General features: G+C 38.7%; 10 protein-coding genes. 6 read left to right on the top strand and 4 right to left on the bottom strand.

Features of this window, described 5'->3' with window-relative positions; all coding sequences use genetic code 11:
- Positions 1-3 precede the first annotated feature (3 nt).
- Both cyoA and ABN212_RS01345 read right to left on the bottom strand, forming a co-directional pair.
- A complete protein-coding gene (gene cyoA / locus ABN212_RS01340; protein WP_109371710.1) occupies positions 4-954 on the bottom strand; it encodes a cytochrome o ubiquinol oxidase subunit II in 951 nt (316 codons plus the stop codon).
- A 495-nt stretch (positions 955-1,449) separates the two neighbouring features.
- Complete coding sequence (locus ABN212_RS01345; RefSeq protein WP_432807460.1) at positions 1,450-2,223, bottom strand: outer membrane protein OmpK; 774 nt, start codon at positions 2,221-2,223, stop codon at positions 1,450-1,452.
- Positions 2,224-2,575: 352 nt separating this feature from the next.
- Between ABN212_RS01345 and dbpA the strand changes: the two genes are divergently transcribed.
- Positions 2,576-3,949 carry an ATP-dependent RNA helicase DbpA gene (gene dbpA, locus ABN212_RS01350; RefSeq protein WP_198619355.1) on the top strand — a complete coding sequence of 458 codons (1,374 nt, stop codon included), beginning with the start codon at positions 2,576-2,578 and terminating at the stop codon, positions 3,947-3,949.
- 107 nt (positions 3,950-4,056) lie between these two features.
- Here dbpA and ampG read toward each other — a convergent pair whose 3' ends face one another.
- Both ampG and ABN212_RS01360 read right to left on the bottom strand, forming a co-directional pair.
- Positions 4,057-5,577: a muropeptide MFS transporter AmpG gene (ampG, locus tag ABN212_RS01355; protein ID WP_198626013.1), complete on the bottom strand. Its 1,521-nt coding sequence runs from the start codon at positions 5,575-5,577 to the stop codon at positions 4,057-4,059.
- A 56-nt stretch (positions 5,578-5,633) separates the two neighbouring features.
- Positions 5,634-6,212, bottom strand: a complete 579-nt coding sequence (locus ABN212_RS01360; RefSeq protein WP_198619357.1) for a YajG family lipoprotein — start codon at positions 6,210-6,212, stop codon at positions 5,634-5,636.
- A gap of 340 nt (positions 6,213-6,552) precedes the next feature.
- Between ABN212_RS01360 and bolA the strand changes: the two genes are divergently transcribed.
- The 5 genes from bolA to lon all read left to right on the top strand — a co-directional run bounded on the left by bolA (position 6,553) and on the right by lon (position 13,412).
- Positions 6,553-6,867, top strand: a complete 315-nt coding sequence (bolA, locus tag ABN212_RS01365) for a transcriptional regulator BolA (RefSeq protein ID WP_109371700.1) — start codon at positions 6,553-6,555, stop codon at positions 6,865-6,867.
- Between the two features lie 321 nt (positions 6,868-7,188).
- Positions 7,189-8,493: a trigger factor gene (tig, locus tag ABN212_RS01370; protein ID WP_023580863.1), complete on the top strand. Its 1,305-nt coding sequence runs from the start codon at positions 7,189-7,191 to the stop codon at positions 8,491-8,493.
- 257 nt (positions 8,494-8,750) lie between these two features.
- The gene (gene clpP / locus ABN212_RS01375; protein WP_100159251.1) at positions 8,751-9,374 is read left to right on the top strand and encodes an ATP-dependent Clp endopeptidase proteolytic subunit ClpP; all 624 of its coding nucleotides are present in this window, start codon (positions 8,751-8,753) and stop codon (positions 9,372-9,374) included.
- A gap of 146 nt (positions 9,375-9,520) precedes the next feature.
- Positions 9,521-10,792: an ATP-dependent protease ATP-binding subunit ClpX gene (gene clpX, locus ABN212_RS01380; RefSeq protein WP_023580862.1), complete on the top strand. Its 1,272-nt coding sequence runs from the start codon at positions 9,521-9,523 to the stop codon at positions 10,790-10,792.
- A 259-nt stretch (positions 10,793-11,051) separates the two neighbouring features.
- Positions 11,052-13,412, top strand: coding sequence for an endopeptidase La (lon, locus tag ABN212_RS01385; RefSeq protein ID WP_198619358.1), 2,361 nt, complete (start codon positions 11,052-11,054; stop codon positions 13,410-13,412).
- Positions 13,413-13,531: the final 119 nt, after the last annotated feature.

Raw genomic sequence — 13,531 nt, forward strand, 5'->3', positions numbered from 1 at the left:
CCTTTATTCCTCTGCTCCTGCATGCGCCGCATGGCTCATGTTCATATTCATTGTTGCATCAGCATGTGCTGTCTGATTGCCACTGGTGTGAGCGCCATGACCTGTGTGACCAAATTTAGAAATGGTCTCTTGGAATAACATTGGCTTCACGCTTGAATAGTAGGTCACTGGATTTTTCTGGCTTGGTTTAGCAAGTTCATTAAATGCAGCGGTCGTATTTAACGTATCTGACGATTGTTTGACTTTTTCAACCCACGCATCGAAACCGGCACGATCAGGTGTCGCAATCGCTGTAAATTTCATATCAGAGAAACCGTGTCCACTATAACTAGCTGACATACCTTGATATTCACCAGGTTCATTAGCAATTAAGTGTAATTTAGTCTGCATTCCTGCCATCGCATAGATTTGTCCACCTAAGCGAGGGATAAAGAATGAGTTCATGACAGAGTCAGAAGTGATTTTGAAATTAACAGGAACATTAGTAGGGAAAGCCAGTTCATTAACTGTTGCAATACCTTGTTCTGGATAGATAAATAACCATTTCCAATCCATTGAAACAACTTCAATGGTGACAGGTTTTTCTGTGGACTCTAATGGTTTGTAAGGATCAAGCTCATGGGTTGTTTTCCATGTAATCGTTGCCAAAATCACAATAATGATAATTGGCACAGTCCAAACGACAAGTTCAATTTTATTTGAGTGAGCCCAGTTTGGGCGATAGGTGGCTTTAGTATTAGATTCACGGTAGCGAAAAGCGAAAACAATCACCATCAGTATTACCGGTATCACAACAATTAACATTAAACCAAGCGCAATGAGGATTAATGTTTTTTGCTCAGCGCCGATAGCGCCTTTGGGATTCATTAACGCCATATCACAGCCACTTAATAGAAGAGCTGCAACTAATAGCGAAAGTGTCCCAATACTTTTTATGTATTTCATAAGTCTCATCCAACGACCCAAATGACAAAGGTTCTATTGTTGTTTCATCAGTATCAGTAAGGACATTTTACGGTAAGGTTGCGACAGTGTAAACAATTGTAATGGTAAGTAAGTGGTTGGTTAGTCTTTTGTGTTAATGTGATCACAAGTAATCAAACTATTAAATAAATGTTAATTTAATTATTGCGTATTAACTATAATTTCATAAAGTACCATATTTTTAAAATAAATACATATTTTTACAAATAAAAATGCAGTAAAAAGTGTAAGAAAACGTATTCTGATTAAAAAATAACAAATTAGAGGTCGGAGGAGAGTTGATGGGTAAAATCCTTTTTATATTGATGTTTAATATCTATATTTGATGCTTGTTTGATTTTTTATATTGATAATTAGTGATTTGATGAATATTTATATCCAATGAGAAAGTTTTTCATTAAGTGATAAAAAAAGGTTACAGCGAATAAAAATGCTTTCGCTGTAATAAAAATTAACAATTAACGATCAAAAATTATATTTCAAGCTATATATAATGCCGTCTTGCAGAAAATCTTCGCCTAGCTTTTTATAAGCATAACGATATTGAATACCCGTAGTAATAGAGGTCGTTGGATGCCACCAAAAAGCTAAAGCGCCATTGAACCCATTTTGCCCACCATTGCCGTAACGCTTATGACGGCTAAATTCCATTTCATGCCAATTGCTAATGCTAACCTTCTGATCTCTAATGGAAAAATCATATCCAGCAACCCAACCAATGACGTAGCCATTATTTCCTGAATAATAAGTTTGATCGACATAATGAAGCGCAACGAATGGTTTAAACCATAAATTATCAATTTGTGTGTTATAGCCTAGACCGTAAAGCGTATTAACTTCATGGAAGTTGCCACCGTTTTCTTTTCCTGGAAGTGACCATGTGCCGTAAACATGCCCGTATAAATTAAAAGGACTTTCACCTAAATAAATACGGCTTGTTGCTTTAACGGTATAACGTTGATTATCACCCGGTTGTGTTTTCCGAGGATTAAATGGGTTTTCTAGATCAAAGAAGCCATAAAATTCGCCCCATGAAAAATTGGTACCACCTTCAAGCTCTAAATAGGCAAAATCATCTTTATGAGAAGATTTCCCTGTTTTGTGTGTTGTATGAGAAGTCCAATCAAGATAATTGATACTGGTATTAGCGAAGCCACCTAAATAGCTAGCTTGAGCTGATAAAGAAAGTGTACTTGCGATGGTTAATAAAAATGTTTTTTTTATCATTATTAATCTCAATTAAATTTAATGAAATAATTTCGCGATGAATTTGTTTTTTAATATATTTTGAAACTATAAACTACTAAATTTAAATTTGTAGATCATAATTTTGAAATTAAGATCTATTTCTAGAATATTAAATTGATAATTAAAAGTAGGAATTTTAGTATTGTTTAGTTTATTTTTATTATTTTATCTGTTTTGAATGGATTGAGCGCTTAATAACTGGTTTTTTTGGCAAGGAAAAAAGAAATTAAAAGAAGAAAGAAAAATATGTAGTAAAAGTCGCGTAAAAATACCTCACGACACAGGAATAAAGGGATAGTATCATTAACCAATATTCGTTTTTATCTTACTTGGAATTTTCATTGTGACCTCATTTGCTGAACTTAACGCACTTCCTACTGAACAACTCGCTAACCTTAATGAATTGGGTTATCTCACTATGACTCCAGTTCAAGAAGCCGCTTTGCCCGCTATTCTTGAAGGAAAAGACGTTCGCGCTCAAGCAAAAACAGGCAGCGGTAAAACAGCTGCTTTTGGTTTGGGGCTTTTGCAACACATTGATGCAAAACAGTTTAATACTCAATCACTTATTTTATGTCCAACGCGAGAACTTGCTGATCAAGTTGCAAATGAGTTACGTCGCCTTGCTCGTTACCTTCCAAATATCAAAGTATTAACGCTGTGTGGTGGCGTTCCATTTAGTATCCAGCGTGATTCATTAATACATGCTGCACATATTATTGTTGCAACACCAGGTAGATTGCTTGATCACCTAAAAAAAGAGACTGTCACTTTAGATGATGTGAAAACATTGGTATTAGATGAAGCAGACAGAATGTTGGATATGGGATTTTTTGATGATATCAACGATATTATTTCTCGTATGCCAACGGAACGTCAAACGTTACTCTTTTCTGCAACTTGGCCAAATGAGATCGCAGCAATTAGCCGTAAAATTCAGCAAAATCCAGTAACTATTGAAATAAACTCTGTTGATGAACTTCCTGCTGTTGAGCAGCAGTTTTATGAAATATCTCGTCATGGAAAAATAGGATTGCTGCAAAAGCTGTTAAGTCGTGAGCAGCCTGCCTCTTGCGTTGTATTTTGTAACACAAAGCGAGATTGCCAAGATGTGTATGAAACACTGACAGAAAGCAACCAAAGTGTGCTTGCTTTACATGGCGATATGGAACAAAGAGAGCGTGACCAAACGCTGATTCGCTTTGCTAATGGGAGTTGTCGTGTATTAGTAGCAACAGATGTTGCAGCTCGTGGACTTGATATTAAAGCGTTAGAAATGGTGATTAACTACGAATTGTCGTGGGATCCTGAAGTGCATGTTCACCGAATTGGCCGTACAGCCAGAGCGGGTGAAAGTGGATTGGCGATTAGCTTTTGTGCACCAGAAGAAATTCAGCGTGCTAACGCTTTAGAAGAGATGCTTCATATGAAGATAAATTGGTTACCAGTACCTACTGGGCTACAAATTACGCCTCTTGAAGCAACAATGGCAACATTATGTATTGATGGTGGTAAAAAAGCCAAAATGCGCCCAGGTGATATTTTAGGCGCATTAACGGGTGATATGGGTTTCAATGGTGCCGATATTGGTAAAATTATGATCAACCCAACACATGCTTATGTTGCTGTGAAACAATCTATTGCAAAACAAGTCTGGAAACAGCTGCAACAAGGTAAAATCAAAGGTAAATCAGTCAAAGTTAGGTTATTTAGATAGTTCAACATTATTTAAATAGTCACTTACTGTTTTCTCTATTAAGAATACAAAAAGGACAGCTTAAGCTGTCCTTTTTTCTGACGAATATAGTGAAGAAAGCAACAATATTAGTGTGTTGTTTTCTTAAGTGCTAAATAATCTAGGATTGTGCCAAAGACAAGGCTTACCGCACCAACAATAACACCATATAAAAAGAGTGTTGAAGCCCAAGAACTTAATCTATCAGTATCTATTGATTGAATAAAATCGACAGACTGGAACATTTCTAAAGTTGGTAGTGAATTTGTGATCACTAGAATTAAACTACAAAGAAAGAAAAGAACAGTCAGCATCAAACCATAAATAGCAAAACGGTATTGTTTAATAAACAAAGTTCTTCTAAGGAATTCACCTGTTTTTTGCGTATAAATAAGTGTGTTTTTCGAAATCAACAGCAAGATAAGACCGGGTACAGAAGCAACAATAGAAAAAAGGTAAAATGCTTCCCAACCATGGCTTTCAACATACCAGCCTGCAACTGGGCCAACATAAACACGACCAATCGCAGAGAGAGCCGAGAGCAACGCAAATTGTGTTGCTGAAAAGGAGAGATGACAAAGCGTCATTAAGAGGGCAACAAATGCTGCTGTTCCCATACCGCCACAGATATTTTCAAATGCAACTACTGCACCCATGCTATAAATACTTTGCTCCGAAATAGCTAAATACCAATAACCGATATTTGAACCGCCTTGCAAAATACCAAAAATCATCAGTGCTTTAAATAAACTCCAACGGCGCATTAATAAACCACCTAGTAATGCCCCAACAATCGTGGCGGCAAGCCCAAGTGTTTTATTCACTAATCCTACTTCACCAGCATCAAATCCAGCACCGCGGATCAGAAAAGTAGTACTTAAACTAAGGGCAAAGGCATCACCCATTTTATACAGCACAATAAGCAGTAAAATTAGCCAAGCATTATTACGAGAGAAGAACTCATATAAAGGTTCAATAACAGCTTCATAGAGTGTACGTGGCGGCTTTACGGCGGTTTCGGGCTCTTGGGCAAGTAATGTGGCAATAATACCAATACCCATTAAGGCAGCCATTAACCAGTACATGTTTTGCCAGCCAATATATTTATCCGCTAACCAAAGTGCCATTCCTCCAGAAACAAGCATTGCTATGCGATAGCCTAATACAGAAACTGCAGCACCAGTACCACGTTCATCGGCTTTTAAAATATCGGTTTTATAGGCATCAAAAACAATGTCTTGTGAAGCGGAACAAAAGGCAACAATGACAGCTAAAGAGGCAAGCCACCATAAATGGTCGTTAGGATTTAAAAAGCCCATCCCTGCAATACCAAGCACTAACCCTATTTGAGTGAGCAACATCCATCCTCGGCGTCGACCAAGAAAAGATGGGGTATAGCGATCCATAAAGGGTGACCAGAGGAATTTAAAAACATAGGCTTGTCCCACCAATGAGAAAAAACCAATGGTTTTTAAATCGATATCTTCTACTGTCATCCAAGCTTGTAATGTACCCGCTGTGAGTGCCAGAGGTAATCCAGAAGTAAAGCCAAGTAATAGAAGAATAAATGATTTATACCAAGTGGTTTGTTTGAAGGTGGGCTGAACCATGCAAAAATTCCTTTCAACGACCTGTTTGAGATAACAGGTCGTTTATTCTAATAAAATTAACGGGCGTTAGATTTGATAAATTGACTGACTGAAGCGTCTTTTGCCATATCGCTAACGAGTTCACTTAAGACATTGTTAATCGCGGCGGCAATTTTCTCATTAGTTGCACCAAATGGACCTTGAACATTGTAGCTAGTACGGAATGTTTTGGTATTAGAACTGCCATTCGGTAAGGTGACGATAACTGAAATATCCGCTTTTGCACTGATATTATGACGAACACTTCCTTCACCCACATCTGCACTGAGTTTATTGATAACAATAATCACATCAGCAGAAGCAGGAGAACCCATCATAAAACCACGCGCTGCCATTTGCTTTTGTAGAACTTCTTGCATTAAAAATGCAATGTCACGAGATGGAACAAGGATATCTAATTTACCGTTACGGTTGATTTCCGCTAGATTTTTTGATGCACGTTTGTCTTGGCTTGAAATATTCAGTGAAATAGGGCGCATCGTAGGGTCAGCCGCAGGAACTGACATCGTGGGCTCAATAGATAATTTGTTACTAGGAGTTGCACAACCTGAAAGCAGTGTTAATGCAAAAACAGCACAGAGTAAATTTTTAATCATGAGGTAATCTCGGTTAAATATGTCTGTTGTGTTAACAAGTAGAATAGGCTTCAAACTTTAGCCTATCATACCACTGCTGGTAGGTTGCTAATATCCCCTTAACGAACGAAATTATCTGATTTTATCAATTGATTTTATTTCAAATTACTCTCATTTTTGCTCATGTATTTGACAATATTCGGTCAATGGTTTTACTCAAGATGAAAAATAAGCGATTATCATCAGCAAAATTAAAAAGAATAAGCCCATCATTTTGTATTGATAACGACTAAATCGATATAGTCTGGTTGACTTGTTTTTGGTTTGCCGTGGTATAAAGGCTAGAGTATTAGGGGCAGAGATGATCCGTGATGATATTGAGAATAAGCTGATTTCACGCTTTTCACCGCATTTTTTACAAGTAATAAACGAAAGCCATCGCCATAATGTGCCCGAAGGCTCTGAAAGCCACTTTAAAGTCATTATCGTTTGTGATGATTTTAATGAGAAACGTAGTGTTTCGCGCCATCGTGATGTGTACCAAACATTAGCTCATGAAATGGAAAATGGTGTTCATGCATTAGCATTACACACTTTTACTTTGAGCGAATGGAATGAACAGCAGGATAAAGCATTGCGCTCTCCTGGGTGTCGTGGCGGAAGCCAAGAAGATTAACAACCTTATCGTTAATCGTGAGTAAATAGATCCTAAGATGCGTATTTTTTGTTCTTTATAGAGGGAAAAAGGGGTGAGTTGCTCGATTTTATGAAAAAATTGAGGAATAAAACGGCTCTTTCTCGACTCAACCCCTCTAGATCGTTATAATGTCGCGTCTAATTTTCAGTAAGGTTTCGGGATGCTTCTGATATCAGGGATCCTCGTTTTTTTAAATGTGGCGGCCCCGGTTCTGAAAGGAAAATAAACCTAAACATGTCAATATCATGTTAGTTTCCTTTAAAGTAGACCGAGCACTAAAACTTATTTTGAGGTAACAAGATGCAAGTTTCTGTTGAAACGACTCAAGGCCTAGGGCGTCGTGTCACAATCACCGTACCAGCCGCTGATATCCAAACTGCTGTAGACAGTGAACTGAAAAAAGCTGCTAAAACTGTTCGCATTGATGGTTTCCGTAAAGGTCACGTTCCAATGTCAATGGTTAAACAGCGTTACGGTATGTCAGTGCTGAATGATGTTCTGGGTGATCTGATGCAGCGTAATTTCATTAACGCTATCATCGAAAACAAAGTAAACCCAGTTGGCGCGCCTGACTACAAACCAGAGCAATACAAAGAAGGTGAAGACTTTGTTTACTCTGTAGAATTCGAAGTTTTCCCAGAAATCGAACTGAAAGATCTGGAAAGCATTGAAGTTGTAAAACCTGTTGTTACTGTTAAAGACGAAGACGTTGATAACATGTTAGAAACACTGCGTAAGCAACAAGCAGAGTGGAAAGACAAAGACGGCGAAGTTGCAGCAGAAGATCGCGTAACTGTTGATTTCAACGGTTCTATTGACGGTGAAGAATTTGAAGGCGGAAAAGCTGAAGATTTCGTACTGGCAATGGGTCAAGGTCGTATGATCCCAGGTTTCGAAGAAGGCGTTATCGGTCATAAAGCTGGCGAAGAATTCACAATTGATGTGACTTTCCCAGAAGATTACCACGCTGAAAACCTGAAAGGTAAAAAAGCACAATTCGCTATCAACCTGAAAAAAGTTGAAGAGCGTGAACTGCCAGAATTAACTGAAGAGTTCATCAAGCGTTTTGGTATTGCTGATGGTTCTGTTGATGGTTTACGTGCTGAAGTACGTAAAAACATGGAACGTGAACTGAAAAATGCAATCCGTACTCGTGTTAAATCACAAGTTATCGATGGCTTAGTTAAAGCAAACGAAGTTGACGTACCAGCAGCCGCTGTTGACAGTGAAATCGAAGTTCTGCAACGTCAAGCAGCTCAACGTTTTGGTGGCGACGAGAAACAAGCTCTGCAATTACCTCGTGAACTGTTCGAAGAACAAGCTAAACGTCGTGTAATCGTTGGATTACTGTTAGGTGAAGTGATCAATAGTAATGAACTGAAAGCAGAAGACGACCGTGTGAATGCACTGATCGACGAAATGGCTTCAGCTTATGAAGATCCATCAGAAGTTGTTGAGTTCTACAACAAGAACGAACAACTGATGAATAACATCCGTAATCTTGCGTTAGAAGAGCAAGCGGTAGAAAAAATCTTAGCAAATGCTAAAGTAACTGAAAAAGAAACTAACTTCACTGAACTGATGAACGAAGTTCAAATGGGTTAATTCTTAACCGCGAATATCGGTTTTAAGCAAAAACCCGTGGTTTTTACCACGGGTTTTTTTCAGTTTGTATATATTTATCAAATTTTGCCTTGAAATTTGAGCGATTATCTCCAGATAATTCTATATTCTCTTTATCACTCCTCGCGAGGCGCCTTGAATGTCTTGTGAGAGATTAGATCATTAGAAATGGTCATGATCAATTATCTCAAGTAAAATTGTTGTCATTGGCACCAATAAGAATGCAATAGGAGACAGACATGTCATTTAACGACACACAGGAACAATTCGCACCTAATATGGCTCTGGTGCCGATGGTTATAGAGCAAACTTCGCGAGGAGAGCGTTCTTACGACATTTACTCACGTTTATTAAAAGAACGTATTATTTTCCTGACTGGCCAAGTTGAAGATCACATGGCTAATCTTATCGTTGCTCAAATGCTATTTTTAGAAGCAGAAAACCCAGAGAAAGACATCAACCTGTATATCAACTCACCAGGTGGCGTGATTACCGCGGGTATGTCTATTTATGACACCATGCAGTATATCAAAGCAGATGTGAGCACCATTTGTATGGGACAGGCGTGTTCAATGGGCGCTTTCTTATTATCTGCTGGTGCGAAAGGTAAACGTATTTGCTTACCTAACTCTCGTGTGATGATCCACCAACCATTAGGTGGTTTCCAAGGTCAAGCAACAGATATTCAAATTCATGCTCAAGAAATTTTGAAAGTAAAATCCCGTATGAATGAGCTAATGGCTCAACATACAGGTAAATCTATTGAAGAAATAGAAAGAGACACTGAGCGTGATCGTTTCTTATCCGCTAACGAAGCGTTAGAATACGGATTAGTGGATAAAGTCTATACTCAACGTAGCTAATCATTACACGTTGTAATAGCAATTGAATTAACACGTTTCCTTTGTTATAGAATCGCGCAAAGGAAACGGCTATTAATATCTCTATGTAAAAAGTCTTTCTTCTTCTTATTAATTGAATAAGAAGAATAACTAAGTGAGGTTGACTGATGACAGATAAGCGCAAAGATAGCTCAGGGAAGCTTCTGTATTGCTCTTTCTGCGGTAAAAGCCAGCATGAAGTAAAAAAATTGATCGCTGGTCCGTCGGTTTATATCTGTGATGAATGTGTCGATCTTTGTGTTGATATCATTCGTGAGGAAATAAAAGAACTGGCGCCTCATCATGAACGCAGTGAATTGCCAACGCCACATGAAATCCGTAAGCACCTTGATGACTATGTTATCGGTCAGGAATTGGCTAAAAAAGTTTTGGCTGTTGCCGTTTATAACCACTATAAACGTCTGCGTAATGGCGATAAAGCCAATGGTGTTGAGCTGGGAAAAAGTAATATTTTGCTGATTGGTCCTACTGGTAGCGGTAAAACGTTATTAGCAGAAACATTAGCACGCTACCTTGATGTTCCTTTTACTATGGCAGATGCCACAACGCTGACAGAAGCGGGTTATGTGGGTGAAGATGTTGAAAACATCATTCAAAAACTGCTACAAAAATGCGATTACGATGTGCAAAAAGCACAACGTGGTATTGTTTATATTGATGAAATTGACAAGATCACCCGTAAATCTGAAAACCCATCAATCACTCGTGATGTGTCTGGTGAAGGTGTACAGCAAGCATTATTGAAATTAGTTGAAGGCACTGTGGCTTCTGTGCCTCCTCAAGGCGGGCGTAAGCACCCACAACAAGAGTTTTTACAAGTTGATACTTCTAAAATCCTCTTTATTTGTGGTGGTGCATTTGCTGGGCTCGATAAAGTTGTCGCACAACGTTTAAATACACATTCAGGTATCGGTTTTGGTGCAGAAGTTAAAAGCCAAAAAGAGAAAGCTAGCGAAGGTGAATTATTAGCTCAAGTTGAGCCAGAGGATCTGATTAAATTTGGTCTTATCCCTGAATTTATTGGTCGTTTACCTGTTGTTGCAACACTCGGCGAATTAAACGAAGAAGCATTAATCCAAATCTTACAAGAACCTAAGAATGCACTGACTAAGCAATATCAGGCATTATTTAAATTAGAAGGTGTAGATTTAGAATTTCGTAAGGAAGCGCTGACTGCGATTGCGAAAAAAGCCATGGTACGTAAAACAGGTGCGCGTGGTTTACGTTCGATTGTTGAAGCAGCATTACTTGATACGATGTATGACCTTCCTTCATTTGAAAATGCAGAAAAAGTGGTCATTGATGAAGGCGTTATTAATGGAAAATCTGAGCCACTGATTATTTATAGTCAGCTAGAAAACCAAGCGTCTGGTGAATAATACATCGTAATTTGGCAATGTCTCTTGTCTGACATTATCTAGTTTTCTCTCAAAATAAGAGGGAAATTTAAGATAAGGCGCGCCAACGCAATAAAAATGAGGGAATTTTCCCTCATTTTGTTTTTTTAATGGGTAAGGCTATTGAATGTCAGAAAAGTGCCCTTATATATTTTGACAATCCGTGGAATTAATTTTATTTGGTGACATGCGAATAAAATTACCTGTAAAAGCGTTAAGCTAAAAACGAAGAGAGAGCTCTATGAATCCTGAGCGTCCAGAACGTATTGAAATACCTGTATTGCCATTACGTGATGTCGTTGTATATCCGCATATGGTGATCCCGTTGTTCGTTGGTCGTGAAAAATCTATTCATTGCTTAGAAGCTGCGATGAACGACAACAAACAAATTATGCTGGTTGCGCAGAAAGATGCATCTACTGACGAACCAGGTGTTAATGATCTTTTTTCTGTTGGTACAGTTGCGTCTGTTTTACAGATGCTAAAACTGCCTGATGGAACAGTGAAAGTGCTTGTTGAAGGTATTCGTCGTGCCAAAATTACGACGTTATCTGACAATGGTGAATACTTTCAGGCGAAAGCAGAATACCTTGAAACGCCGGCCGTTGATGAGCGCGAACAGGAAGTCTTAAATCGTACAACGATTAATCAGTTTGAAGGTTATATCAAGCTGAATAAAAAAATTCCGCCAGAGGTATTGACCTCATTACATGCTATCGAAGAATCAGCGAAATTAGCAGACACCATTGCTTCTCATATGCCGCTGAAATTAAAAGATAAGCAAGCTGTACTTGAAATGTCTGATGTCACAGAACGCCTTGAATATTTAATGGCAATGATGGAATCAGAAATCGATCTGCTACAAGTTGAAAAACGCATTCGTAACCGCGTTAAAAAGCAGATGGAAAAGAGTCAGCGTGAGTATTATCTCAATGAACAAATGAAAGCTATTCAAAAAGAATTAGGTGAGATGGATGATGCACCTGATGAAATGGAATCGCTGAAACGTAAAATCGACGCTGCTAAAATGCCAAAAGAGGCAAAAGAAAAGACAGAAGCGGAACTTCAGAAATTAAAAATGATGTCGCCAATGTCAGCAGAAGCCACGGTTGTGCGTAGCTATATTGATTGGATGGTTCAAGTTCCTTGGAATAGCCGTAGCAAAGTTAAAAAAGACTTAGTGAAAGCACAAGAAGTTCTTGATACTGACCATTACGGTTTAGAACGTGTTAAAGAGCGTATCCTTGAATATCTCGCGGTACAGTCTCGTGTTAGCAAAATTAAAGGGCCAATCCTGTGTTTAGTAGGGCCTCCAGGTGTGGGTAAAACCTCGCTGGGTCAATCTATTGCTAAAGCAACTGGCCGTAAATATGTTCGTATGGCGTTAGGTGGTGTGCGTGATGAAGCTGAAATCCGTGGTCACCGTCGTACTTACATCGGTTCTATGCCAGGCAAATTAATTCAGAAAATGGCGAAAGTTGGCGTTAAAAACCCTCTTTTCCTGTTAGATGAAATTGATAAAATGTCATCAGACATGCGAGGCGATCCGGCTTCTGCACTGTTAGAGGTGTTAGATCCAGAACAAAACATCGCATTTAACGACCATTATCTGGAAGTTGATTACGATCTGTCTGATGTGATGTTCGTGGCGACATCTAACTCCATGAATATACCGGCACCGTTGTTAGATCGTATGGAAGTTATTCGTTTATCAGGTTATACCGAAGACGAAAAACTGAATATTGCTAAGCAACATTTGTTACCAAAACAGATTGAACGTAATGCGTTAAAACCAAGTGAGCTGACAATCCATGACAGCGCAATTATGGGCATTATTCGTTATTACACGCGTGAAGCGGGTGTACGTAGTTTAGAGCGTGAAATTTCTAAATTATGCCGTAAAGCAGTAAAACAACTGCTAATGGATAGCACAATCAAACATATTGAGATTAACGAAGATAATCTCAAAGACTACTTAGGTGTTCGTAAAGTTGATTACGGTCGTGCTGACACAGAAAACCGAGTAGGGATGGTAACAGGACTTGCATGGACAGAAGTTGGTGGTGATTTACTGACTATTGAAACAGCAAGTGTACCAGGTAAGGGCAAGCTGACATTCACCGGCTCTTTAGGTGAAGTAATGCAAGAGTCTATTCAAGCGGCAATGACGGTAGTTCGTGCTCGTGCGGATAAACTTGGTATTAATAGCGATTTCTATGAAAAACGTGATATTCACGTACACGTTCCTGAAGGCGCAACACCAAAAGATGGTCCAAGTGCAGGTATCGCAATGTGCACTGCATTGGTATCAAGCCTAACAGGTAATCCTGTGCGTTCTGATGTTGCAATGACGGGCGAAATTACGTTACGCGGACATGTCTTGCCAATTGGCGGACTGAAAGAAAAGTTACTTGCTGCACATCGTGGTGGAATTAAGACAGTTCTTATCCCTGATGAAAATAAACGTGATTTAGAAGAAATTCCTGAAAATATTGTTGCTGACCTGGATATTCACCCGGTGAAAACAATTGAGGAAGTTTTATCGCTAGCCCTGCAAAACTCGCCGTTTGGCATGGAAGTTGTGACTGATAAATCACACTAAAGAGTGATATTAGTCATAAATAATAGCTAAAAAAAAGGCTGGATAAGTAATAAAAGCTTGCCAGCCTTTTTTTGTGTCGCTAATTTAATGGGGATTTTAATTAAAAATGCTGTTTTATC

The organism is Proteus genomosp. 6, from assembly GCF_040139785.1.
In the GTDB taxonomy this organism is placed as follows: Bacteria; Pseudomonadota; Gammaproteobacteria; order Enterobacterales; family Enterobacteriaceae; genus Proteus.